We start from the raw sequence: 26,935 nt of genomic DNA on the forward strand, positions 1-26,935 counted from the left end.
CCGAAAGGGTTTGCCGACTTGAGTCGACTGGCGTGAGAGGTTTGGAGGGGAGTTTCAAACCTAAGTTGCACATTGCGTGAATTACGAATTGTCATCGCCACTCGCCTTGCAGAGTAAAAGCAGCCCAATACAAAGGTTTACGCCAATTGGGATTTTGCCACAAACTTAATTGTGCGGCACGGAGAGCAGCAACAGGAGATTTCCCTTCTTTCCACATTTGGCGATAAAATTCACTCATTAATTCCTTCGTTCCTTCATCATCCACATCCCATAAAGACACAACGAGTCTGGGTGAACCTGCATACATAAATCCTCTTGTCAACCCAACTAGCCCTTCTCCCTGAATTTCTTTACCTTGTCCAGTTTGACAAGCACTCAACACGATTAAATCAGCCGGAAAATCCAGGTTGAAAATATCATTTAATCGCAGATATCCTCTTTGGGGTTTACCTTGCTTGTCTACAAGGGAAAGTACAATGCCTGATAACTCTGGGTTAATATCATCAGCAAAACCGTGGGTAGCAAGGTGAATTACACTATATTGACTCAGTTGCGGGTTTGTTATCCAGTCATAATTAGCATCAAAACCAAATGCTGCTAGGCTATCTTTTGCTGAACCGAGTTTGAGGATTGCTTGAGCTTCTTCACGAGTTCCGTTTAATCTTTCCCAATCGTTGCGGTTAAAATTTCGCGCTGATCTGGAGAGTGCAGAACGTTGTAAGTCTAAGTCAGAAGTGATGGAATTGTCCTCTGGTTTGTTATCTTTATTATTTGCATCAGCAGGACTAACATCTAATTCAGGAGTGATAGAAAGTGGCTCTGGTTTACCTGTCACCCGTGAATCATCAGCCTTGTATACGGGATCTGCAAGAATCGCTATGGCTTTGGGTGCTTTGGGACGTTTTTGCGTTTCTTGTCTGAGGATGGCGATGGTTGAGGCTGAAGGAAGATTGACAATTTCGTGATTGATTAGCAGTGGTTGATAAGATTCTTGAGTGGTTGGATCAGTGATTGCGGCGAAGGGAATATTTTGTAAAACACCATCGGCGACAATTACCAAGCGTTTGTTTGCTAACTTGTTGGCGACTGGAGCGAGGATAATTTGACTGAGTTGTGTTGCTGCTGCTGCTTGTTGTTTAGAGGTTGCTGATGGTTTAACTAAACTTTGGCGGAAATTATTTGCGGCTTTTTCTATCTGTGCTTGCGCTGGAAGTTCATAGCTATCAAGGGAATTTGGTGTCACCACCCAAAGATAGCTGCGTTCTTTACCTAATGAATATTGCAACAGCACAGTATTTGCATCGAGTTGCTGCTGAATTTGCGCTGATTTTAAGGGTTCAGGATCTGTGAGTGCAGCATATTTGGGGCTAGTTGTGCGAATTTGAGTTTGCAGTTGTTTGTATTGATTAAGAAGATTGGCAATTTCTTGTTTGAGTTCTTGAATTGCTGCGGCTGGTGCTGCTTTGCTGATTAAATCTCGACGCAGTTTATCTTTGGCATCAATCTGTTCTTGCAGACTTTGTTCTTGCGCTAATAATTTAGGATCAACGCCTTTACGGATTTTAGCATTGGCTTCTGTTAATAGTTCTAATAAAACCCTAGCGCGGGCGCGTTCGCTGATGTGTAGTGCTTCGGCGGCGTAACCTTTGGTTGGTGATTGTTTGTGCAGTTGCATGAGCAAGTCGATGTAAAACTTGTAATAGTCTTGTACGGTGGCGAAGTAAGAAGTACGCAAATCTTGACTTTTAATTTCGGTGCGTAATCCTTCGATGATTTTGACTGCTGCTTCGATTTGGGTGAGTGCAGTTTCTAGGTTGCCATTGTCTCGTTCTACGGAAGCAATGTTGAAGAGAGTACCAGCTTCCCCAGAGCGATCGCCCACCGCACGTAATAGGGGCAGAGCTTGGTTATAAAATGACAATGCCTGCTGCTTTTCTCCTAAATCGTCGTAGACTGTACCAATGTTATTGAGAGTGGTCGCTTCCCCAGAGCGATCGCCCACAGCACGTAATAGGGGCAGAGCTTGGTTGAGATATGACAGAGCTTTTTGCTTTTCTCCTAAATCGGAGTAAATTTTACCAATGTTATTGAGAGATTCTGCTTCCCCGGAGCGATCGCCCACTGCACGTCTGAGGGACAAAGCTTGGTTGTAAAACGACAGTGCTTGCTGCTTTTCTCCTAAATTGGAGTATACAAAACCAATGTTATTAAGAGTAACAGCTTCCCCAGAGCGATCGCCCACTGCACGATATAGGGGCAGAGCTTGGTTGTGAAATTCTAGGGCTTTCTGCTTTTCTCCTAAATCTGAGTAGACTGCACCAATGTTATTGAGAGTAGTGGCTTCACCGGAGCGATCGCCCACCGCACGTCTTATTGGCAGAGCTTGGTTGAAAAATGACAGTGCTTTCTCTTTTTCTCCTAATGTGAAGTAGACTAAACCAATGTTATTGAGAGTAACCGCTTCACCAGAGCGATCGCCCACCGCACGTCTTATTGGCAGAGCTTGGTTGTGAAATTCTAGGGCTTTCTGCTTTTCTCCTAAATCGTCGTAGACTAGACCAATGTTATTGAGAGTATTAGCTTCACCTTTGCGATCGCCCACCGCACGTCTTATTGGCAGAGCTTGGTTGTAAAATTCCAGTGCTTTCTGCTTTTCTCCTAAATCGTCGTAGACTGCACCAATGTTATTGAGAGTGGTTGCTTCCCCCTTGCGGTCGCCCACTGCACGAATTAGGGGCAGAGCTTGGTTGTAAAATGACAGTGCTTGCTGCTTTTCTCCTAATGCGTCGTAGACTGCACCAATGTTATTGAGAGTTCTGGCTTCCCCAGAGCGATCGCCTACGGCACGATATGGGGGCAAAGCTTGGTTGTAATATGACAATGCCTGCTGTTTTTCTCCTAAATCGGAGTAGACTTTACCGATTCCAATCAAAGTTAAAGCTTCGTTAGATTTATCGCCTAATTTCTGCCACAGGGGTAAAGCAATTTGCAATTTTGCAAGTGCTTGTTGTAAGCTTTCGGCTGTGCCTTGCTTGAATAACTCAAATCCTTCATTAAATGCTTGTTGTGCTGCGGCGCGGGTTGCGTCTGGTTGGGTTGGTTGTTGTGCTATCTGGAAGTCTTGGGTTTTTGATGTGGCTCTCACTGCATCGGATAGCAGCAGCGAACTCAGCAATAAAGGCAAAAATAATAATTTGTAATTCATAATACTTCGTCTTCCTTCGGCTTTGCTCAGGGCGAGCCACTCAGTACAAGTTCGTAATTTGTAATTTGATGATGGGTTATTAGATCCCCGACTTCTTCAAGAAGTCGGGGATCTGACTAAATCTATTCACCTGTCATCAGAGATATTGCGTAAAATCTATTGTTATCTTACTAAGTCGTCTGATTATTTCTGTTATTGTTGCGTTTTTTGCAACAATGTTCTCTCTTCCCCACCTACACCAGTCCAGTAGTCCAGTAGGGTGTGTTAGGCGTAAGCCGTAACGCACCGAAAACTTTGGGCTAGAGGCGTTACGCTGTCGCTAACACATCCTACTGGCGTGGCAAGGCTAAAGTAGTGCATTAGATTTGGATAAAAACGCAGATAAACGCTGATGAACACAGATAAAATCTATTTTTTAATGCAACATTTAAGGCTTGCCACGCCACTACGTACATTTCAGAAATCAAATATTAGTCCTATATGTTTTGCTAAATTAGATAAATAAAAAAGCTCAAAATGCTATTTACACCTCAGATATTTTGGCATTTTGGCAGTTAGTTAAAATTTGTCTATGCTAAATTGAAGAATACTACAAGAATGACTTTGAGCTAAACACTAAGCATGGTGTAAAAACTCTTCTTATTGTCTAAATCATCAGTCTTCTTGACGACCTATTAAGTTTAATTACTATTCTTTTTGATAATCCAAGGTGTGTCGCCACTTTCAAGCTATTTCGACGGGTGCAAGCCCGTCTTTTATTTTGCTGATATAGCAAAGCTTAACCCTAATACAAAAGTCGGTAATTATATCAGCAGTTTTGAATTTTGAAGGATTTTATGGCAATTATTTTATTTCAATGTAATTAAGAATACCTGTCTCGCTTAATATCAGCTTTTATAAGTTTTGGATACATCCTATAGGAAGATGCTACAAAGTAAAAATCATGAGTAAATAAATGCGGGATGTTGTTATGCACTGGATTTATAGTCAGGTTTGGTGGTGAGCCAAACCTTTTTTCTTTTTGCAGTTATTCAAAGAATTTGACACAGCTTACTTAGGTAAAAAAGGAATTGATTGCTGCTGGAAATTTGCAATTAAGTAGGTAGATACAATGATTTAGAAGACGCATTTCGACTTCTCCCCAAGGGAGACGCTACGCGAACGCTCAATGCTCGATCCTTGAAAAGACAAGGGTTGAGCGCAGCGATGCACTGAGCCTGTCGAAGTGTCGAAACCCGGTAAATTTAAGTTAGGTTTAATTTAGTCCTTCTACTTAACTGCAATTATCCATAGCATTCCTCAATCATTTATCAACAACAAGACCCCCGACTTCTTGAAGAAGTCGGGGGTCTGAAAGTCACGATACTAAAACAGAAATGTACTGCGAAGAATACCAATAGTAACTGGGTCACTGTCTGGTGTATGACCAGGTTCCAATATATGAATTATCCCTGGCGTAATGTAGATGTTATCTGTCATTTTAAAACGATAAAAAGCTTCAATTTGAGTGGTGGTTCCTGGTTGTCCGCCTGCTCGTCCTAAACCTGTATTCTCAAAATCAGGGACATTATTACCCACAGGTAAAGTACTACTAGTAATTTTTGGTGGTTGTCCGACATAAATACCACCTAAATTCCCTTGAGCAAATAAATCGGGGAAGTTTAAAAATACCATGTAATTAGTCGTTTCCACACTACCCGATCGCCCAGGAATCGAGGAAGTAGTATAACCACCCCACGCGCCGACAGTGAAGCGGGGCGATATTTGCCAACTGAGTGTCCCACCATAGGCGTTGGTTTGTAAGGGTGCGTTAGTCGCTGTTAAACATTCATCACCAACAAAGGTGAGCAAACAACCATCAGAAGCATAATTATTAACGTAATACAAACTCAAATCAACAGTATCAGTCGGTGTTAATAACAATTGCACTGCTGTAGTTGTAGTTCCATCAAACAAACCACTACGTTCACCCGGTTTCCCAGGAGTATAACTAGTATATAAAGCTTGTAAACTGGCACGTTTAGCAAATTGCCAATCTACAGCAATTCCACCATGACCAAAGCCAATATCTAAAATCGGGTTTCTTTGGGCTAACCAAGATAAAGGCCCTGTAGCTGCACTCTCGACTCGCACCGGGCCTCGGAAAGCGTTGGTCATATTTACGCCTTCTGTTCCTACCATAACCGCTAATTTGTCATTGACTAACCAGCGATAATTCAAGTCAATCACAGTTAATTTGTTATCTGTGGGATATTCGTAACTCAGGGCAAAGTCATTACTTAATTTAGGTTTTGTGGTACCATCAGCAGCCACTAAGCCGGTAAATAGATAACTACGGGGCGTTAATTGAGTAGTTAAACTCAGGTAGGAAAAGTTAATAACGTTAAAGTTTGTGCCATTATCATCTGAGTCTTTGACACCATCTCTAGGGTTAACGTCACCACGGTTAGAACTCCGCCCTTGAACACCTACAATTAACAGTCCGTTAAGTTTAGTTGTGGTAGAAAATTGGTTCGCTTCCAGTTCCGCAGTCCGCGCTTCTAAACTATCTACTCGTCCCCGCAAGGTGGCTAATTCGCTGCTAAATTCAGATTGTAAACGTTTAATTGTATCCAAGTCTGCACGGGTCACTAATTCGGCGCTGGGTGCTGCAACTGCAAGAATTTGGTTGATTTTATCTAAGCAAGCATTCATCCCAGCAGCAAATTCATAGCGAGAGACAGCGCGATCGCCCCGAAATGAATTATCAGGATAGCCAGCAATGCAGTTATAGCGTTCTACTAAAGATTGCAACGCGGTAAAAGCCCAATCACTTGGTTGGACATCATTCAATTGTGACACCGATGTCACTTGTGCCATCGGTTCGGTATTTTCTATTACACCCTGATCAATAGAAGCGGCAGGAAATATTGGAGAATCTTGATTGTCTAAACTTAAACTTGGTTGTGTTTCAGTACTAGTATAATCTTGGGCGGAGGCTATCTGTGATCCGCCGTTTAATCCCGCCATCACAAAAGACGCAATTACCCAGTATTTGAGATGATTATAGCGAATCACGTTAAGTTCCAATTTATTAAAGTCTACATTGAATACTGAAGTTCGAGTGTAAGCAAAATTATCAGTTTCGGCATGAGAAATTTTACCGAGTTTGTACCAAATAAGACGAAACTGATTCTGGTCAATAGGCGAAAACGCGAGTATAAAAGTAGAAATAACCAGCCTTGCACCACCTATTAGATTGACCGAGAAGCACTATGGCACATCAATCGCGCAGACTATCGCTAAAATTCTTGAAACGCAATCAAACTTCCCCCGAAATTGCCGAAAAAGTACCCCAAGAGGGAAGTTTACTGTCATCAACGGTAGCGGTTACTGTTTTATTCAGTAGTGCTGGGTTAATTTTGATATTTGCTTGGATTAGTTGGCTGTTTATCTTCAATCCCGACAAAATCGTTTGGATGAACAAGTTTTTACCAGAATGGGCGCAAATTCCCTTTGGTTATAGCGAACATCCCCACACCCTTTCCGAAATTCAAGCCAGCATACAAGCACAAAAACAAACATCCGGCGAGACTCTAGCTTTAGATAAAAATAACAACGAGTTTTTATTGCCGGTTTTTCAGCAACGTCCTAATTGTCAGTCTGATTGTGATGAACTGGTAGCATTGCGAGTTTATCAACTAGCAACAGACTCAGAATTTCAATCAAAAAGCGAAAAATACTATCGTCTAGCAACTCAATTATCGGTAACTGGGATAGACAAGTCATTTGTAGATAGTAAAGCCGAGAATGAGGATAATAACCTCTTACCTTTCACCACAATCAAAAGTTTTGATGATGAAACGCCTGCTGCTGGTGTTTGGTTTAATGTGCAAGGAGAATATCAAAAAAGCTCAGGTGCGATCGCTTATGGACAGATTTTATATTACAATCCAGTCCGTTCTAACTTAATTCAACTGCTGTCGTGGAAGAGTTCTAACGGCCAATCACCAAAATGGCAACAAGTGACTGGTAATGATGATAAAGAATTAATCTTAGACCAAACAGCCGGTTTAGAACCCCAATTACGGGTTTACCAAGTTAAACCAACCAAACTTTATCTCAACCCAATTCAGTTAGATAAAATTTCTCTCAAACCACCAGCTATTAAAGAGACTCCTTACCAAAACGCCATCTCAATTGCCCGTAGCGGTTTATGGACACCAGCCCTAGAATCGTTAAAATCTCTGCAAAAACAACGCAGAAACGCCTTACCCGCCACAGCCCAAGCCCAAGTTGATTTTATTCGCTTACACTCGGAATTCACCAAAGCACAAGCCGAAAAAACTTGGGCTAGTCCCAGTGAACAAGTGTTAGCAGATTTAATTGATGGTCGTTGGGATAAAGCTTTAAAAGTATTTAAAGCATCACCTCAAAATGTTCAAGAAATTTCTATTCTGTTAAAAGGCGAAAAAGGCAAGTTGTGGAATCGTGTAGCATCAGCATTAGAAGTTAATCCACAACAGCCAGATGTACTCACATGGGGGGCTTTAATCTTAGCCGTTCAACAAGGAGATGCAAGTGCTATTGCTTGGCTAGAAAAACAGCCAAAAATCTCCAAAGATACCATTGCAGAAATTCAAGATTTACTCAAACGACTGCATCATGAATCGGAAAAATGAACAGGCAAAATCAAGTCAAAAGTCAAAAGTCAAAAGTCAAAATTTTTTTACTTTTTACTTTTTAATTTTGACTTTTTTTAGGGGTGTAGGTGTGAAAAATCCTTACACCCATTTTCAACATATAGCCTTTATGCGTGAGTTTTGAATTTAATTGACAATAAAGTGACAGCACTGACAGCTAAAATAGGTGCGATCGCATCTGATTCAGGAATTGGGATAACTCTCCCCGAACCACTAATTGTATTAGTAAAAACGCCAAAATCAGCTACTCTCCGACCAGTTGTCACTAAAAAGTATTTGCGTTGTGATGTTAGTTGTCTGTTGAATGTCACAGTATCGCCAGTGGTGGTTGTACTTGCGATTAAAACATTATTCAACTGTTGATTAAGATTAAAACTATCCTGATATAAAGCCAAGAAAATATCCCATCGAGAATTACTTCCAGATGTACCACTGATAGTATATGTTCCTGATTGATTAACGATAAAATCGAACACATTATAAGGTACACTCATTCCTAATGTGCCATCTCTTTCACCAGAAATTAGCGTAGGTGGATTACCCGGTGCGACACGCCGCCAAATAGGTTGATTTGTTGTATCACCCTGATAAGTAAAGTTGGCTGCTTGAGCCTGTTGAGTAACAGAAATTGCTGTTAATGTTAATCCTAGAGTTACTATTAATTTTTTAATAAAAAACTGAATTTTTAACATAAAACTTTCGCTATAATGAAGTACAAAAAAATAATTAACCGCAGATAAACGCGGATGGACGCAGATGAATCTGGGGAGCATCCCACTTTTTTGAATACGTCATTGCGAGCGCAACGAAGTGGAGTGAAGCAATCGCAAAATCCCTCACTAACAACGAGTCCATGCGATTGCTACCCTGCGGGAAGTCTTACGCCTACGTCGTGCCTCCTCTCTGCGAGACGCTACGCGAACGCAATGACAGGATTATTATTTTGCTGAGTAATAAAAACTGGGATGCACCCATGAATCTGTGTCCTATCCAAGTTAAAAGTGCTATGTTTTGATGTTTTGAAAAAATTAAGGATAGCGAAAATCTTTCAATTCTAAAGGCGAAGGTGGTGCAGAAAGTATGACAATATTTCTTACATTACTAACATAACGTCCACCTGCTCTATCACCAGGAACTACTAAACGAGCAAAACCTTCATCTGTTAGTAATTGAACTGTACCGTCGCTGGCTTTTTTGGCAAATGCAACCAGTACAGATTTATTTTCAAAATTCGGATGAATTTCACCAACAGCTACAACTGCACCATAACAATCAGTCGCTTCAACTAAAACATATTGTCGCAAAAAAGCATTTTTAGTATTCTGCCCAGAATTACCAGGTTTTAGTCCGCCACCAGCTTTTGTATTATTAATCAAATCCCACAGTGTAACTCCATAATATGTTTCGGTTCTGGGGCCTGAACCTGTTTGAAAACTCACTGTGAGTTCTGTAACTGCTGATGGATTTTGAGTTTTGATAGTATCTCTTAATTCTGTAAGTTTCTGTAGAGTAAAATTGCTGGCTTGATTTACTTCTCCACTTAGGCGAAACTTATCTACAAATCCTCCCAGACATCTGTTTTTTGCCCAAGGTGCTGGTGTGTCCTGTCTTCGCCAAGGTGAAAAATTACCAGGATCAGCTAAAGTTGGTTGCCAAAATCCGAGTATGGACAGCATTAAAGAAACGCTGGCTATACGGCGTGTAAAATACATACAATATTCCCGAATTACAGTTGATATTTCTATTCAGAAAACTATGGCTGCGCGTACCAAATTAACTTAGTTTCCATCAACTTTGTGAGCAGAAAATGTTTTTCTGTCTCACATTCCTGGAAAAACTAAGTAAATATTCTGATGAGGTAATAATACCAACTTTATTGGATTTAATCAATATAGTTGGTAATTATGAAAGATTTAGCAGCAAATACTGTTAATATATATAGCAAGTAGCAGGTTATAACTCTATATTTATTGGTAATGGCACAGTACAGAAATGATGACGGAGTAACTTTTTACTATAACTAATGCCTATTTTTTCAAAAACTATCGAATGTTTGATTAGCTCTAAAAAGCGTCGTTTGTCAAATATACCTTGAATTAGCACATCTATTTCTGTTGCTTGGGGATGGGGAAAATATTCATAATAACTCTTCTCTCAGCGACTCTGCGTCTCTGCGTGAGATTTTCATATCTGTTTGCATTTTAAGGAAAAAGGATGGGAAGCTTATGTTTCCCATCCCCTCGAAAAATAAACAACCAACCAAATAGTAGAGAAGGAGAACAGTCTAAATAAAATACTAATTCCGCATTAAAAAATCGAAAAAGTTGCGGTTAAAAGCGGTAAAGCGAAAACATCCAAAACAATTAGTCAGCTATGAGCATACCTCCAAATTTTGCTAGATAGAGTGGGCTATTTTCGCCCACCTAAGCTTATTCAGTCGCTAACAAGGTTTACCCAGCAACTATTTCTACGTTGCCTTTTTTGATTGCTTCTAGTGCTTCACCTTCAGCATCTTCTTGGCGCTTTTCTTTCTCGTCTTGCGCTTGTGCTGTGGCGGTGAGTTTCTGCACTTGTTCATCGCTTTCCAGAATACCAAACTCAATCAACAAGTCTTCTAACTCGTCCATCTCTAGAGGAGTTGGAACAGCCATAAAGTCGTTGTTGATAATCTTTGTAGCGAGTGTGCGGTATTCATTCGCTTGGTTACTTTCGGGTGCGTACTCGTTCACTGTCATCCGACGTAATTCAGCGTGTTGAACGATGTTGTCACGAGGTACAAAGTGAATCATTTGAGTGCTAATTCTTCTCGCTAATTCACTAATTAAGTCCCATTCGCGGTCTGTTTTACGGCTGTTACAAATCAAGCCACCTAAGCGCACACCGCCAGAGTGGGCATATTTGAGAATACCGCGAGAGATGTTGTTAGCTGCAAACATCGCCATCATTTCACCAGAAGTAACGATGTAGATTTCTTGCGCTTTGCCCTCACGAATAGGCATGGCGAAACCACCACATACAACGTCACCTAATACGTCGTAGGAGACGAAATCTAGGTCTTGATAAGCGCCGTTTTCTTCAAGGAAGTTGATGGCGGTGATAATACCACGACCAGCGCAACCTACACCGGGTTCAGGGCCACCAGACTCCACGCATCGGATATCACGAAAACCATTGATAACGACTTCTTCGAGTTCCAGGTCTTCGACTGCACCTTTTTCGGCGGCGAGGTGTAGTACTGTGGTTTGGGCTTTACAGTGGAGGATCAAACGAGTAGAGTCAGCTTTGGGGTCGCATCCCACAATCAAAATTCGCTTACCCATTTCTGCCATTGCAGCGAGGGTGTTTTGAGAGGTGGTAGATTTACCAATACCACCTTTACCGTAAAAAGCTATCTGTCTAATTCTTTCGTCAGACATGATGATTTAGTCTCCTAGTAGTGTGTGAATTTGTGTGGGTCTGCGATGTGAAGAGTTCGGACGATGTAGAACGTCGCTGGGGGCGATCGCTCTACGCCCACAACCGTTAAAATCAAATACATATTCAATGAAGTGAAAAATCTGAAGTGTTTTCGCCTTTGGCGTTTGTGTGGGATAGTATGAAGTCTAAAAAGTGTTATCCTTCCCTACTCCCCACTCCCTATTCCCTATCCTAAACAGTCGCTACTACTTCCCCAATTCTCCTAATGTCGTAGCCACCGAGAACTTCTAACTGTGAGTGAACCATACGATGTCCCAAGGTACTCAGCAATTGTTGTATGGGTGCTTCTTCGAGATATTCCTTGAGAATTACTAAGTCGTAGCGTGATTGATGTAATGGGATAAATCCTAACCCGAAGGTTGCAGCGATGGATGCGGTGCTAATACCTGCGTCGGCTAAACCTAACGCCACAGTTTGGGCAACATCTTGATGGCTGGTAACGATTTGGTCAAATCCTTTGACAGCATCAAATGATATCTGCGCTTCTTGCAGTTTGCTTTCTAACAGCATCCGGCTACCAGCACCAGGTTCTCGATTAATAATGGTTGCTTTAGCTTTGACTAAATCAGATAATGTTTCCCAGCCTTGGGGATTACCAGATTGTACTAATAATCCTTCTTCCCATAAACCAAGGGTGATGATAACTGCTGATTTGTCGGCTAAAACTTCTCGTACAAACGGAACATTATGTTCGCCTGTTTTGGGATCATACAGGTGCATCCCGGCAATGTGGGCTTCACCTCTGCATAAACTGTGCAATGCAGCCATGCTGTTGGCAAAGGTAAAATGGACTCGCAACTGCGGATGCCAGCGTTCGGTAGCCCTTGCCCAGAGCGAAATTACAGGGGAACAACCAGCAATTACTACTGTATTGTGCAGTGCTTCGAGGTTGTCATCCAAAAGCCGGACTATGACTTTATCTTTACCTATTTGCTTTGCCGCCTCACCCTCCGGGTTCGACAGTTTGCTTATGCCGGGTAACCCTTTCGGCAGTTCCTTCTGGGGGAAACCCCCAAGATCGGACTGCCTCACCACCGCAACTGTCTCACCATCAGCAGGTGTCATATCTTGACGGAATGCGTCTTTTCCCACTAAGGGGTAAGCTATCCATTGTCCGCCGACTCTCGCTAGGCTAACGCGCAGAGGTTGATTAATTGTGACAGGTTTGGCGAGAGTGGCTTCAATTTCCGGTAAATCTTGCTCTAACCAGAATAGATCCTCTACTTGACAGCCAAGAGCTTTCGCTAGTTTCAGGGTGATGGCTACAGAAGGAGCATACTGCCCTGACTCTACACCACTAATAGTTTGACGAGTTACCCCAGCAATATTAGCTAAATCTTGCTGGCTCATCCCTAAGCGGGTTCTAATTGACTTCAAGTTGTTGCGGAGGTCGCTATCCTGCTTCATTGGCTGCCTTTTTTCTCAACTGTAACTAAGCCTGAGCGGATTTACCTGTATCGGTGCTTGCAAAAGGTTTGCTTTGTTTTTTGCTTTGCCCTTTCGTTTCCCTCTACAGAAAGAATAACATACGTCTTGCTAGTTTTCTTGCTAAAAAATCAAAAATTTTTGCGCCAAGTTGATTTTCCCTGCTTAATGTTAAGAAATTGGAAAGCCAGAATGCTGATAAAATCCGCTTTTCGGGTTTTTAGGCTGAGATAAAATTTTTCGGAAATTTTGCCTTCATCTTTTTTGTTTATACCATTTAAGTTGGTAAATGGCTGTATTTGATACAGTTTTTGGGTTGAGTTTGGGTTTTGATGCTTTTTAGGCAGGCAGGTAATCTCGCTAGTGAAGTATATACCAACCGATATTGTGACAGGGATCAAGCGATCGCACCATTAACGATTCAATATCACAATGACTTACGCACAAAGATTGGCTATTGAGACTGGGTATATACACCCTTAAACCCCTACACCCTCCCTTGATTTGTCGTCTCACTGCGTAAGTCAATATCCCTTCCTGCAAGATTTTAGAGGCAAGCAAGTATGATTACCGAAGAAGATTTGGCACAGCAATTTGCGACTATTGTCGAACATACTCATCCTAGTGCATGGGAAGTCATTCGCCACTGTTATGTGAAAGTCAATAACCCCCAATTTCAATATCTGCATCCGAGTTATTTTCACAAACGATATGTGACTGTTTATTGTCCAGATAAGCTAATGAGTGCTGTCCTCACACAAAAAAACTTACTGCGAGAAGTCGCACAGTATTTGGGACTGGTGGAAGTTGCGTGCTTGAATGCTACCAACTTAGTACGAGATCCCATGTCTCAACTTAAACACACCCATCCGCAATTATGGTTAGATTTATTATGGATTTTGTCAACCAAACATGAAAGTTAATTCTCATAATTTCACCTGAAAAACTTCTAGATTCATTACTAGAGATGGATGTTTTTTCAGATGCGATCGCCTGATTTCAAATATGACTTGATGTAGTAGAGAATTACCCATAATAAAGGGCAGTAAATCTGCCCTTTATTTGCTGTATTAATAAACTGATTTAAATTAATTAATCAATGGCAATCATCACATCAGTAGCTTTAACAATGGCATAAACTTCTTTACCTTCAGAGAGTTGCAGATTTTCTGCCGATGATTTTGTAATGATTGCTGTTACTTCTACACCATTGGCAATTTCTACGGTGACTTCTGTATTGACACTGCCAACTTCAACTTTTTTAACTGTCCCTTTTAAAGCATTACGCGCACTGACTTGCATTTTATATTGCTCCCTGGTTCGGTATTATTGACAGATTCAATATAGCATTTACTATCTTCAAAATTTAGCGATATTAGGATTATCACTCTTTTTTAACCATATTTTTATATTTATCTTATCTCTGTAATTTATACCAATAAAGTTGGAATAGTTGAATAAAGTTGGTAATTTGGCTGTAAGATTATCTTTGAAGACTGAGTGTAAGAATTCAAGGATATAGGGGTGTAAAAGCTTTTCCTCACCTATACCCCCACACCCTTCTTACCCAGAGGATGAATATTTTCCTGGGTTATTAACATTCCCACACAACTTTACTGGGCAAACTTTTAAACTGTCCTTAACCCGTGATAAACTAGCTTTACCAACTTTATTGGTTTAGTATATACTTTTACCAGTACAGTAGTGTAATTCAGTTCAGGTGTGAGGCTCATGAATAGTGTTTTCCGCAGCGCAGTATGGATCAGTCCAATACTGTTACTTGCTAGTTTTGTTACGACTCAAAAGGCGTTAGCAAATTCTGTAGTTCAGTCTCCAGAGGAATTACAGGCAGAAAGTATCAAGTTAGGTTCACCACAACTAAAAGATCATCTGGTTGCTCAAACGGAAACTGAAGTCAATCAAACCTCTGTATCAGAATTAACGCAAGAAACTGATAATTCCGATACCATGAGTCAAGTAACATCCGTATCGCAACTATCAGATGTCCAACCAACAGACTGGGCATTTCAAGCACTACAATCTTTAGTTGAACGATATGGGTGTATTGCAGGTTATCCCGATAGCACCTATCGGGGTAATCGGGCGATGACGCGCTATGAATTTGCGGCTGGGTTAAATGCTTGTTTGGAAAAAATTAATGAATTAATTGCCACAAGTACCGCCGACGCTGTGAGAAAAGAAGATTTAGAAACCTTACAAAAGCTGCAACAAGAATTTGCTGATGGTTTAGTTGAGTTGCGTGGCAGAATTGACCCATTAGAAGCACGCACCGCCGAACTAGAAGCCAATCAATTTTCCACCACAACCAAATTATCTGGGGATGTGATCTTGACCTTTGGTGGTGTGTATGGTGAAGAAAAAGCTTTAACTTCCGATGCGTGGCGGACTATCAATAATACCCCTGGTGGAAGTAGAACCGCTAGAGAAGCCGCAGCCTATAGAAGTGCTGGCGGACGCGACTTAGCAGATAACACAATTTTTGCTGACCGGGTGCGAATCATCTTTGATTCCAGTTTTTACGGTCAAGACCGCTTGCGCGTGATTTTGAGAGCGAATAATACTCTGGCTTTCAACGCCACAAATCAAGTCTCCGGGACAAATATGACGCGGTTGGCTTGGGATACGACTCTTGAGCCAGATAATAGTTTTGGCTTGGCTAAGTTATTTTATAACTTCCCGATTGGGGATAAGTTAAATGTGACGGTTGATGCTATTGGCGGTTCGTTCTTTGATAATTTCAACACCGTTAACCCCTTATTTTCAGCTGCAACGACAGGCGCTATATCGCGGTTTGGTCGTTTCGCGCCCATTTATCGTGCAAGTAACTCTGGTCTGGCGGTTGGTAGAGGTTCTGGTGTCAGTGCTATCTTCAAGCTGAGTGATGCTATTACTTTGTCAGGTGGTTATATAGCGAGAAATGCCGAAAATCCTCTGGATGGTAGAGGTTTGTTTGATGGGAGTTATGGCGCGTTAGGACAAGTGGCGTTTCAACCAAATAAAGATTTGACTCTGGCTTTTACTTATGCCCATTCTTACTTTAGTGCGGTTGATGGTAATGGCGTTGCAACTGGTGATGTGAATGTCTCCGGTTCGGAAGGAAGTGCGTTTGCGAATAATCCATTTGGAACAACTGCAATTCCTATTGCCACATCAGCTAATCACTATGGCATTCAAAGTAGTTACAAGTTGAGTAATAAATTCATCATATCTGGTTGGGTGGGTTACACACAGGCGATCGCCGAAGCCAGTTCTGGAAGAAACTCTGTTACCAATACAGTCAATAGAGGTGATAAAGCTGATATTTGGAACTGGGCTGTGACTCTAGGATTTCCCGACTTGGGTAAAAAAGGTAATGTCGGTGGGATTATTTTTGGTCAACCGCCAAAGGTAACAAGCAATGATTACGGGCCACGCACTCTGACGGCGACAAGTGCGCGTCGGGAAGATAGCGATACTTCTTACCATTTAGAAGCTTTGTATCGTTATCAAGTTAACAGCAATATCTCAATTACCCCAGGGTTGATCATTCTGTTCAACCCCGAACACAACCGCAACAACGACACTATCTATGTGGGGACAATTCGGACAACTTTCCGATTCTAGAAATTCTTAGTCAAATCTTTTAACTAAGTTGTTTGAGTACTCAACTGCTCAAACAGCTTTTTCATTCTATTCACACTCAAACCTCTCACCACGTACAGAAGATCAGTAGTGTACACATATCCTCATAATTTAGGATAGTGGTAGATTAATCTGTACAACAGGTTTTCAGTGTCAAAACTTGTTTAATTTTGATAGCGATCGCCAAAGTTAGGTTCTCTGGTTAGAAAATTTTCTCAACTAAGTGTTTAAGCGTTTATTAAAGGTTCAGGTTGATGTTATGTCGGCGATCGCTTTGGTTCAGGGAACTTATTCTTCGTCAGAATGAGTCGCCGCTAACCGTTGTTCTTTCAAGTTTTGCAACTGCTGTAACAGAGAATCTACCTCGGCTTCCAGGTTCTTAAACTTGGCTTGCTGATCTGCTTGATAATAGGACTTGTTTAGTTCGTTAACTAAAGCAGCTTGGGATTTCCGTTCTGAAACACTAGATGTAGACATTGTTATATTAAATAGATACACAACTCAACTCACACCAATATTAAATATTATAGTAATGTCGGTTTAAGGTTTGTTAAATGATTGTATAGTTTTAATCACATCATTTAATGGATTGTGAGTTTTGTGATAAGCGACGGCGATGAGTAGTGGAGTGTTCCAAAGTTTCGCACTGACGCACCAAGTTTGGCTGTTGAGGATGGGTGTAAGGGTGTGGGGGTATAGGGGTGTAAGCCTTTCAGCCTCACCAAAACCCTTGATTTTTCCTCTCACTCTTAAATCCTAAAAAACGTAGGTGTACAAAGGCTTTATGGTAAACTAACTATCTGCACGAAATAAAAAAATCTCAAAAACTACACCAAACAAAGATAATATTTTTCTGGAATAGGTGGAGAAAGAAAGCTCAAACTTGGCTTTCGTATCCATAAATTAATCAATCTTTAGTGAAAAACTGTTAAAACCTGTGACTGTGAGCTTGTCTGTTGCTAAATCTCATCGCCAACCTTGGCCCGGACTGATAGAAGCCTACCGTGAGTACTTACCTGTCAGTGACACAACGCCTGTTGTTACCTTGTTAGAGGGTAATACTCCTTTAATTCCGGTGCCAGCGATCGCAGAACGCATTGGCAGACAAGTGAGTGTATTTGTCAAGTACGATGGCCTCAACCCGACCGGTAGTTTCAAAGACCGGGGAATGACAATGGCCATTTCCAAAGCCAAGGAAGCAGGCGCAAAAGCCGTAATTTGTGCCAGTACTGGTAACACTTCCGCCGCCGCCGCCGCCTATGCTAAACGTGGTGGAATGAAAGCCTTTGTCTTGATTCCTGATGGTTACGTCGCTTTGGGCAAATTGGCACAAGCTTTATTGTATGGTGCCGAAGTTTTAGCAATTAAAGGTAACTTTGACCGCGCCTTAGAAATTGTCCGGGACATGGCTGAGAGTTACCCAATAACCTTGGTAAATTCCGTTAACCCTTACCGTTTAGAAGGACAAAAAACCGGAGCCTTTGAAGTGGTTGATGCTTTGGGTAACGCTCCTGATTGGCTATGTATCCCGGTGGGCAATGCGGGAAATATATCAGCATATTGGATGGGTTTTTGTCAATACCACCAAGCTGGTAAATGCGATCGCCTCCCCAAGATGATGGGATTCCAAGCCGCAGGTGCAGCACCATTAGTCAACGGTCAACCAGTAGCCCATCCTGACACCATCGCCACAGCCATTCGCATCGGGAATCCAGCCAGTTGGGATAAAGCGATCGCCGCGCAAACTGCGAGTCAAGGAAGTTTTGCAGCTGTCACTGATGCAGAAATTCTCGATGCTTATCGCTTATTAGCTGCATCCGAAGGTATTTTCTGCGAACCAGCCAGCGCCGCTTCTGTGGCGGGATTATTAAAAGTCAAAGACCAAGTACCCACAGGTGCAACAGTGGTGTGTGTATTGACTGGTAATGGTTTGAAAGACCCTGATACAGCAATTAAGCACAGTAACAGTCAATTTCAGCAAGGCATCCCCGCAGAACTGAAAGATGTAGCCACCGCAATGGGATTTTAAAAGTTGTTTTTGGCGATATGCGATCGCTTTTCGATCAACTAGAACCCCAGCTTTGTGAAAAAGTTGGGGTTTTATGTACCAATTGCGTATCAATATCATTAAACTTCTTGCATAAATACTTTGGTGTTGCTAACAATACTATTTAAAAGCTCACGCAAAGGCAAGGCAGTGCGTTGGGCGGCTTTGCCGACTTGAAGCAACTGCCGCGCAAAGACGCAAAGAGTAACAGAAAATTCGCTTCAGGTAAGGAAATATTAATACTGCTCATAACTTTGGTAGTTCAGTTGAACTTTCTTCTATGTTATCAGGGTTCTTAAACGTTGCCTTGGGGAGAAATGTAGCGATCGCAGCCTGAAATTTGCCACAAGGGTGATCAATTCAAAATTATGTAGGTGAAAAATCAAACCTATTCTTTAGGATAGATATACCCTTGCGGGAAATTGTGTTTTAGAAAACTTTATGAATATTTTTATACAAATACCGTTGATTCCTTGTAATCATAGCGATGCTGGGCAATCAATGTTGTTATGGCTGCATATTGTATCTGATAGTTTGATTGCGATCGCTTATTATTCTATTCCCTGCACCCTACTATATTTTGTTTGCAAACGCCGAGATTTGCCATTTAACTGGATTTTTTTGCTGTTTGCTTTATTGATGCTCAGTTGTGGTACAACTCACTGGATCGAGATTTGGACACATTGGCATCCTGTCTATTGGCTGAGTGGTGTGATGAAAGCGATCGCATCTGTAATATCACTGTACACTGCATTAGAACTGATACATTTGATGCCACAAGCAATAGCTTTTCCCAGTTCTGTACAACTAGAAGCCACAAACAAAGAACTAGAGCGAGAAATTAGCGAACGCCAAAAAATAGAAGCGGCTTTAAGATGTAGTGAAGAACGTTGGCACTTAGCTGTGGCTGGTACGAGTGAGGCGATTTGGGATTGGGACATAGCAACTAATCAAACTTATCGCTCAGAACGTTGGTTTGAAATGCTGGGATATGAGCATCATGAATTAAGCTGTGAGGATGATGAATGGAGTAAACGCATACATCCTGATGATTATGCACAAGTAATGGCTGCTCAAACAGCTTATTTATTACAACAAGCCCCAGAGTATAACGTTGAATATCGATTACGCCGTAGAGATGGTAGTTATGGATGGTTTAGATCCCGCGCCAAAGCTGTTTGGGATCAGCAAGGAAACCCTGTGCGGTTGGTTGGTTCATTGGCAGAGATTACAGACCGCAAACAAGTAGAACTCGCTTTGCAAGAACGAGAAGCAATGTTGCGGCGAATTGGCGATAACTTACCGAATGGGGCAATTTACAAAGTCATTCGAGAATTAGATGGTAGCGATCGCTTTTATTATTTAAGTGCGGGAATTGAAAATATCATGGAAGTGAGTGCCGCAGATGCACTCCAAGATGCCAGTCTACTTTATCGTCAGTTTATCCCAGAAGACATCCCCCGACTTGAAACTGCTGAAAATGAGTCAAAACAGCATCTGAGTATTTTTGATATTCAACTGCGAATCTGTACACCCAGTGGTAAATTGAAGTGGTGTCATTTTCGTTCCTCGCCACGTCGGTTGGAAGATGGTCGCATAGCTTGGGATGGCATGGTAGTTGATGTTACAGAAATTAAACGCACTGAAGAAATACTCCGCAAAAATGAAGCTTTGTTAGAAGAAGCGCAGCGCGTTGCTCGTTTGGGTAACTGGGAGTATGACTTGGCTACAGGCAAAATTAGCTGGTCAAAAGGGTTGTTTGAACTTTTTCAACGAGACATTCAACTTTCAACACCCACATATACAGAAAATTTACAGCTATATCACCCCGAAGATCAAGAAAAATTAGACCAAGCTGTAGCGCGTGCTATTACCACTGGTGAATCTTACAAACTAGTTCTGCGTGCTACTAGAACTGACAATGTTGATATTTATGTGGAGGGGATTGGCTATGCCGAGTTTAATAGTAATGGAGAAGTAGCCCGCCTTTACGGTACCGCTCAAGATATTACAGAACGCAAACAAGCAGAAGCCGCTTTACAAGCCAGCGAACGTAGATTTCGTGGCATTTTCAACAATTCATTTCAGTTTATCGGGCTGCTGAGTGTTGATGGAACTTTGCTAGAGGCAAATCAAACTGCGCTCGATTTTGCAGGAATGAAGCCGGAAGATGTAATTAATCGGCCATTTTGGGACACACACTGGTGGACAATTTCACCAGAAACTCAAGAGCAACTTAAACAGGCAATTGCTTCAGCAGCTCAAGGAAACTTTGTCCGCTATGAAGTGGAAGTTTTGGGAGCAAATAACCAAATAGCAACCATTGATTTCTCCTTGCGTCCACTCCAGGATGAAACTGGCGAAGTTATTTTGTTAATTCCTGAAGGACGAGATATTACTGAACGACAAGCGGCATTACGCGATCGCATTCAAGCAGAGGAAAAATTACGTCGCAGTGAATTACAGCTAAATGCTGCCCAGCATATCGCCCATGTTGGCAGTTGGGAATGGAACTTGGGTGATGAACAGCTAATTTGGTCAACGGAAACCTTTCTGATTTTTGGTCTTTCCCCCATTCAACCAGCACCAACTCAAGCAGAATTTCTGCAAATGGTTCACCCAGATGATCGGCCAGTTTTGCAAGCTCATTTTTTAGCGGCGATTGTTGATGCTGTCCCGATTAACGTAGAGTACCGGATTATTCGACCTGATGGCTCAATGCGCTACTTAGAATCAAAAGCAGAGGTAGCTTATGATACAAAACGTCAACAGGTGAAGTTATTTGGAGCCGTTATTGATATTACAGAACGAAAACAAGCTGAGTTAGAAATTATCAAGAGCCGTGATTTGCGTGAAGCCATTTATAACGAATCTGCTGATGCTCTGTTTTTGGTTAGTCCCCAAACATTATTAACCATCGACTGCAATTATCGAGCCGTAGAATTATTTGCAGCGCGATGTAAAGCTGACTTGATTGGAATAGAAGGACATACCCTGCATAAACGACCATTTAATTCTCAGGAGGTAGCTGAGATCCTCGCAAAAATGAATCAGCAAGGATATTGGAGCCAGGAAATCGAGTATGTTACCCAGCAGGGCAATTGTTTTTGGGGAAACACCGCAGTTAAACAAATTCAAGTTGCCCAGCAGGTGATGAATCTGGTACGAGTAACTGATATTAGCGATCGCAAACAAGCAGAACAAGCATTGCAAGAAAAAGAAAATTTTTTACGCAGTATTTACGACGGTGTAGCCCAGGCAATTTTTGTGGTTGATGTGGTTGATGATGATTTTCGTTATGCTGGTTTGAACCCTACTCACGAAGAACTCACGGGTTTTTGTTCCGATTATATCCAAGGCAAAACCCCAGAACAGTTGCTTCCTCCCACGGCGGCGATGAAGGTGAGACAACATTATCAAGATTGTCTCAACGCAGGCACAACTATCACTTATGAAGAATGTTTACCATTTAAAGGCCAAGAAACTTGGTGGTTTACCAGCCTGACTCCCTTGAGAGATGATCATCACCGTGTTTACCGCATTGTGGGAAGTTGTATTGATATCACCAAACAAAAACACGCTCAACAAATGCTCGAACTGCAAGCAGTGATTACACGCAACATGGCTGAAGGAATTTGCTTGGTTCGCGCCAGTGATGGAATTATCGTTTATGCCAATCCTAAGTTTGAGAAAATGTTTGGTTATGACACTGATGAATTAATCGGTCTACATATCTCAACTATTAACTATGCTGAGGATCAAGCACAAGCAGAAGCGGTAAACCAAGCCATCAGTGCAACTGTTTTAGAACATGGCGAAGCCAGCTATGAAGTCCACAATGTGAAAAAAGATGGCACACCTTTTTGGTGTAGTGCGACAACTTCTATGTTTGAGCATCCTGAGTATGGAAAAGTTTTCGTTGTCGTTCACCAAGACATTACCGAACAAAAGCAAGTCCAAGAGCAACTAAAAGCATCTCTAAAAGAAAAAGAGGTTTTACTCAAAGAAATTCATCATCGTGTCAAAAACAATTTAGGCATTGTTAGTAGTTTGTTACAAATGCAATGCCGACGGACGCAAGACACCGAAGCCGCAGCAATTCTGCGCGATAGTCAAAACCGCATTGCTTCTATTGCCTTAGTTCATGAAAAACTCTATCGTTCCGCCGATTTAGCAAACATAGATTTTGCCCAATACATCCCCGATTTAACCACTCATTTATTTGATTCTTACAATGTCACGTCTAACTGTATTAAACTTAAAATCCAAGTTAATAATGCCAGCTTAGACATTGAAACAGCCATCCCTTGTGGTTTGATTATCAATGAATTAGTTTCCAATGCTTTAAAATACGCTTTTCCTCATCAAAGTACAGGAGAAATTACCGTTAGCTTAGAGCAACAAGATAATTACAATTTGATATTAATCATTCAAGACAATGGCGTTGGACTACCTCAAAACTTTGATCCTAAACACACAAAAACATTAGGGATTATTCTTGTCCAAGGTTTAGTGAAGCAGTTAAGAGGAACTATTGAAGTTAATTCTCAACAAGGAACAGAATTTAAAATTACTTTTACAAAAAGTAGGGCATGAATATGATAGATATCTCCTCCGATATAAGCACAACCAAGACAGTGAAAGTCTTGGTTGTGGAAGATGAGTATATTCTTGCCATTAATTTGCAAGAAAGTTTAGAGTCTTTGGGCTACACCGTTGTTGATATTGCAGATACCGCAGAAGCCGCTATAGAAAAAGCAACTGTTCTGCGTCCAACCTTGATTTTGATGGATATTAGGTTGCGGGGAGAAAGTGATGGTATTCAAGCCGCAGAACAAATCTGGAATAATTTACAAATCCCGATTATCTATGTTACAGGCCACTCTGACCAAAGTACTGTAGAAAGGGCAACTCTCACTTTTCCCTTTGGTTATATTCTCAAACCCATCAGGGATCAAGAACTCTACGTAGCCATTCAAACGGCGCTAAATCGCTATGAACGAGAACAGTTTTTAAGTACTGTATTGCGAGGTATGGGGGATGGAGTGATTGTAGTTGATCCCCAGTTACAGATTAAGTATATGAATCAAGTGGCAGAAACCCTTACAGGCTGGCAATTATATGAAGCGAGAAACCAATTATTAGAAAAAATTTTTTCCCTAGTTGACGAACAAAGTAAAATACCTGTATTAAATCCCATTCATACAGCTTTAGAACAAAAAACTACTGCATATTTAAGCGATCGCACTTTATTAATTACCAAAGATAAAAAAACTATTCCCATTGCCGATAGTGCGGCTCCTCTGCGCGACAACCAAGGTAAAATTACAGGCGCAGTCTTGGTATTTCGAGATGATACCCAACGCAGATTAAGCCAAGAACGCAATCTAGCCAGCGAACGCGCCCATCAGTTAGAAATTCAAATGGCAGAATTGCAACGACTAAACCAATTAAAAGAAGATTTTTTAGCAGCTACTTCTCATGAAATGCGTACGCCATTATCAAATATTAAAATGGCAATTACAATGCTGGAAACTATTCTCGACCGCCGACGGATGATTCAGTCTGGTAAACCTCCTGAATTAAATGCTGTAGCTCGCTACATTAATATCTTACGTTACGAATGCGAACGCGAACTAAATTTAATCGATGATTTATTAAATATGCGTTTTGTAGACGCAGATATGTATCCCTTAGAATTAACTTCTATGCGTCTACAAGATTGGCTACCTCATATTACTGAAAGCTATCAGGATATTGCCCAAACTCAACAGCAAATTTTAAAAGTTGAAGTTCCTCCAGATTTGCCGAATGTGACTACTGATTTGGCTATCTTGACGCGGATTTTATCAGAGTTATTAATGAATGCTTGTAAACATACTCCCTTGGGTGCAATTATTACAGTGGGAGTTCAATTAACCCAAATCTTTAATCAATTAAATTTTCCAGAAATTTCACCTGATGTGCCAATTTCTGGAGTAGAAATTATTGTGAGTAATTCTGGTGTCGAAATTCCGGTCAAAGAACAAGCTCAAATTTTTGAACCGTTTTATCGCATATCCCAAAATCAAAATCAAGATAAATTATCAATTTTTGATTATACCCAAGTTATGCAAAACGCATCTACATTTAATCATGGTAGTGGGTTAGGTTTAACTTTGGTCAAAAAACTCGTGGAATATCTGCAAGGAAATATTACAGTTACTAGTTCTCAAGGTTGGACAAGGTTTATAGTTCAGTTACCATTAACCTTGTCAGAGCATGTTTAGTGAAAAATTGATCATAAAGACAGTAGGAGACACAGGGGACACAGGGGACACGGGAGACACGGGAGACACGGGGGACAAGGGAGACAAGGGGGACAAGGGGGACAAGGGGGACAAGGAAGCAAGATTTATACTTTACATTTCTACCTTGTCTACCCCCTCTCCCTTGTCTAATTCCACTCAGCACTTTTTCAAAGGCCTAAATGTTGGCGTAGTGCTTGGCGCATAATCTCAACTGGTACAGTTTCTGTTTGTAACCAAATTTTTAAGGCTGCTGCACCTTGTTGAACTAGCATTTCTAAGCCATCAATGACTATAGCGCCTTGATTTTGGGCTTGTTGGAGGAATTTTGTTGGTTTGGGGATGTAAATTAAATCATAAGCGATCGCACCTTGGGGTAAATCAGCCATTTCTGCAACACTTAAAGGCGAGTTTTCTACTTGGGGATACATCCCAATGGGGGTTGTATTCACCAATAAATGTGCTTGCGGAATCAATTTGGACAAACTAGCCCAGGGATAAACCTGCAATTTTTCGGCTATGGGTGAACTTCCCCAACTATCACGAAACTCGATTAATCTTTGTTCATTGCGCCCCACAACATAAATTTCTGCAAAACCCAGTTGATAACAGCCTGCAACTACAGCCCTCGCTGCACCACCATTACCTAAAATAACTGCTACTTTCTGACTCCAATCTTGTTGGTATGTTGTTTGTAAGGGGGCGATGAATCCTTCAATATCTGTGTTTGTCCCTATCCATCCCTGATTTTGGCGAGTCACAGTATTAACTGCACCTATCGCCTGGGCTACGGGGGTAATTTCTGATAATAACGGCATAATTGCCTGTTTATGGGGAATTGTCACACTAAAACCTTTTACCCCAATTGCCGCAAAACCTGCGATCGCTATTTCTAAGTTATCAGGTGCAATCGGCAAAGGTAAATAAACGTAATCTAACCCTAATTCTGATATCGCAGCATTGTGCATCAACGGTGACAGTGAATGTTCCACCGGATGTCCAATTACCCCTAATAATTTGGTAGTGCCTGTAATTTTAGTCATTGGTCATTTGTCATTTGTCATTGGTCATTAGTTCTTCTCCCCCACACCTCCCACACCCCTATACCCTCACACCCCTATACCCTCACATCCTCTACAATTATTAACAACTACTTAACATTACTTAAAATTATGCAAGTTAGTACAGCCCCTTTGACAAATCCGGTTCCTGGGCAATATTGGCAGTGGCGAGGGCAGAAAATTTACTATGTACATGCAGGAAATTCACAATCCCAACGTCCACCGTTGCTGTTGGTGCATGGGTTTGGTGCTTCTACAGACCACTGGCGAAAGAATATTAGTGGATTGTATCAAGATTTTGAAGTGTTTGCGATCGACTTGTTGGGATTTGGGCGATCGGCTAAACCCAAACTCCAGTACAGTGGAGACTTATGGCGTGACCAACTGCATGATTTTATCAGTGAAATCATTGGTCGCCAAGCGATCGTTGCAGGTAACTCTCTTGGTGGCTATGCAAGTTTGTCTGTTGCTGCCCAATATCCTGATAGTGTTGCTGGGGTAGTATTACTCAATAGTGCTGGCCCTTTTAGCGAAACTCAAGCCACAGCAGAACCAGAAGCGTTACAATCACAAATCCAACCACCCAAACAACCATCACCCCTACAGAAAATCTTGGGTAGTAGTGTCAAGTGGATTTTTAAACAATCTTTTTCCCGGTTTGTGATATTTCAATATGTGCGACAACGTTGGGTAATTCGCCGCACTTTAGAAAAAGTTTATTTAGATAAAACTGCAATTACAGACCAATTAGTAGAAGAAATTGCTCGCCCTGCTTATGATACAGGGGCTTTTGATGTGTTTGTTTCTGTTTTTAGCAGTCCTCAAGGGGAAAAAGTTGATGTGCTGTTACAACGCTTAACTTGTCCTTTATTATTACTTTGGGGCGAAGCTGATCCTTGGATGAAGGCGCGAGAACGTTCACAAAAATTCCACCAATATTACCCCCAACTGACTGAATATTTTCTCAGGGCTGGTCATTGTCCCCATGATGAAATTCCAGATCAGGTCAATCAACTTTTAAGAGATTGGGTGATATCTATTTCTGAGTAAAAATTTAAAGTCATAATTCTATGTGAAAACGAGTGACATACTCTTTCAAGTAGGTTGGG

The 26,935-nt window shown here is 41.4% G+C and carries 17 protein-coding genes; 8 read left to right on the top strand and 9 right to left on the bottom strand.

The window, feature by feature from the left end; all coding sequences use genetic code 11:
- Positions 1–91: 91 nt before the first annotated feature.
- Positions 92–3,205: a CHAT domain-containing tetratricopeptide repeat protein gene (locus tag H6G28_RS07410; RefSeq protein ID WP_190669986.1), complete on the bottom strand. Its 3,114-nt coding sequence runs from the start codon at positions 3,203–3,205 to the stop codon at positions 92–94.
- 1,365 nt (positions 3,206–4,570) lie between these two features.
- Positions 4,571–6,214, bottom strand: coding sequence for an iron uptake porin (locus H6G28_RS07415; protein ID WP_190670112.1), 1,644 nt, complete (start codon positions 6,212–6,214; stop codon positions 4,571–4,573).
- A 245-nt stretch (positions 6,215–6,459) separates the two neighbouring features.
- Between H6G28_RS07415 and H6G28_RS07420 the strand changes: the two genes are divergently transcribed.
- The gene (locus H6G28_RS07420) at positions 6,460–7,866 is read left to right on the top strand and encodes a hypothetical protein (protein ID WP_190669987.1); all 1,407 of its coding nucleotides are present in this window, start codon (positions 6,460–6,462) and stop codon (positions 7,864–7,866) included.
- 128 nt (positions 7,867–7,994) lie between these two features.
- On the opposite strand, the gene H6G28_RS07425 is transcribed toward H6G28_RS07420, so the two are convergent.
- From H6G28_RS07425 to H6G28_RS07440, 4 genes are all read right to left on the bottom strand, one after another.
- Positions 7,995–8,579, bottom strand: a complete 585-nt coding sequence (locus H6G28_RS07425; RefSeq protein ID WP_190669990.1) for a PEP-CTERM sorting domain-containing protein — start codon at positions 8,577–8,579, stop codon at positions 7,995–7,997.
- Between the two features lie 336 nt (positions 8,580–8,915).
- Complete coding sequence (locus H6G28_RS07430) at positions 8,916–9,599, bottom strand: hypothetical protein (protein WP_190592124.1); 684 nt, start codon at positions 9,597–9,599, stop codon at positions 8,916–8,918.
- A gap of 738 nt (positions 9,600–10,337) precedes the next feature.
- Positions 10,338–11,303: a nitrogenase iron protein gene (gene nifH / locus H6G28_RS07435; protein ID WP_190592125.1), complete on the bottom strand. Its 966-nt coding sequence runs from the start codon at positions 11,301–11,303 to the stop codon at positions 10,338–10,340.
- Positions 11,304–11,535: 232 nt separating this feature from the next.
- Positions 11,536–12,771, bottom strand: a complete 1,236-nt coding sequence (locus H6G28_RS07440) for an XRE family transcriptional regulator (protein WP_190669992.1) — start codon at positions 12,769–12,771, stop codon at positions 11,536–11,538.
- A 350-nt stretch (positions 12,772–13,121) separates the two neighbouring features.
- Here H6G28_RS07440 and H6G28_RS37320 point away from each other — a divergent pair, with 350 nt between their 5' ends.
- Complete coding sequence (locus H6G28_RS37320; RefSeq protein WP_277877203.1) at positions 13,122–13,250, top strand: hypothetical protein; 129 nt, start codon at positions 13,122–13,124, stop codon at positions 13,248–13,250.
- A gap of 102 nt (positions 13,251–13,352) precedes the next feature.
- Complete coding sequence (locus tag H6G28_RS07445) at positions 13,353–13,712, top strand: hypothetical protein (protein WP_190669994.1); 360 nt, start codon at positions 13,353–13,355, stop codon at positions 13,710–13,712.
- 169 nt (positions 13,713–13,881) lie between these two features.
- Here H6G28_RS07445 and H6G28_RS07450 read toward each other — a convergent pair whose 3' ends face one another.
- A complete protein-coding gene (locus H6G28_RS07450) occupies positions 13,882–14,091 on the bottom strand; it encodes a TOBE domain-containing protein (RefSeq protein WP_190592128.1) in 210 nt (69 codons plus the stop codon).
- 429 nt (positions 14,092–14,520) lie between these two features.
- On the opposite strand from H6G28_RS07450, the gene H6G28_RS07455 reads away from it, so the two are divergent.
- Positions 14,521–16,413, top strand: a complete 1,893-nt coding sequence (locus tag H6G28_RS07455; protein ID WP_190592129.1) for an iron uptake porin — start codon at positions 14,521–14,523, stop codon at positions 16,411–16,413.
- Between the two features lie 306 nt (positions 16,414–16,719).
- On the opposite strand, the gene H6G28_RS07460 is transcribed toward H6G28_RS07455, so the two are convergent.
- Positions 16,720–16,908 (bottom strand): hypothetical protein, encoded by a 189-nt coding sequence (locus H6G28_RS07460; protein WP_190592130.1) that lies wholly within the window; start codon positions 16,906–16,908, stop codon positions 16,720–16,722.
- 460 nt (positions 16,909–17,368) lie between these two features.
- On the opposite strand from H6G28_RS07460, the gene thrC reads away from it, so the two are divergent.
- From thrC to H6G28_RS07480, 3 genes are all read left to right on the top strand, one after another.
- Positions 17,369–18,460: a threonine synthase gene (thrC, locus tag H6G28_RS07470; RefSeq protein WP_190592131.1), complete on the top strand. Its 1,092-nt coding sequence runs from the start codon at positions 17,369–17,371 to the stop codon at positions 18,458–18,460.
- 459 nt (positions 18,461–18,919) lie between these two features.
- On the top strand, positions 18,920–23,074 hold the full coding sequence (locus H6G28_RS07475) for a PAS domain S-box protein (protein WP_190669998.1): 4,155 nt from the start codon (positions 18,920–18,922) through the stop codon (positions 23,072–23,074).
- A gap of 2 nt (positions 23,075–23,076) precedes the next feature.
- Entirely contained in the window at positions 23,077–24,747 is a 1,671-nt protein-coding gene (locus H6G28_RS07480; protein ID WP_190670000.1) for a hybrid sensor histidine kinase/response regulator, read from the top strand.
- A 188-nt stretch (positions 24,748–24,935) separates the two neighbouring features.
- On the opposite strand, the gene H6G28_RS07485 is transcribed toward H6G28_RS07480, so the two are convergent.
- Positions 24,936–25,808, bottom strand: coding sequence for a shikimate dehydrogenase (locus H6G28_RS07485; RefSeq protein WP_190670002.1), 873 nt, complete (start codon positions 25,806–25,808; stop codon positions 24,936–24,938).
- 129 nt (positions 25,809–25,937) lie between these two features.
- Here H6G28_RS07485 and H6G28_RS07490 point away from each other — a divergent pair, with 129 nt between their 5' ends.
- The gene (locus tag H6G28_RS07490; protein WP_190670003.1) at positions 25,938–26,876 is read left to right on the top strand and encodes an alpha/beta fold hydrolase; all 939 of its coding nucleotides are present in this window, start codon (positions 25,938–25,940) and stop codon (positions 26,874–26,876) included.
- Positions 26,877–26,935: the final 59 nt, after the last annotated feature.

The sequence above is a fragment of the Nostoc sp. FACHB-190 genome (genome assembly GCF_014696905.1).
In the GTDB taxonomy this organism is placed as follows: Bacteria; Cyanobacteriota; Cyanobacteriia; order Cyanobacteriales; family Nostocaceae; genus Nostoc_B.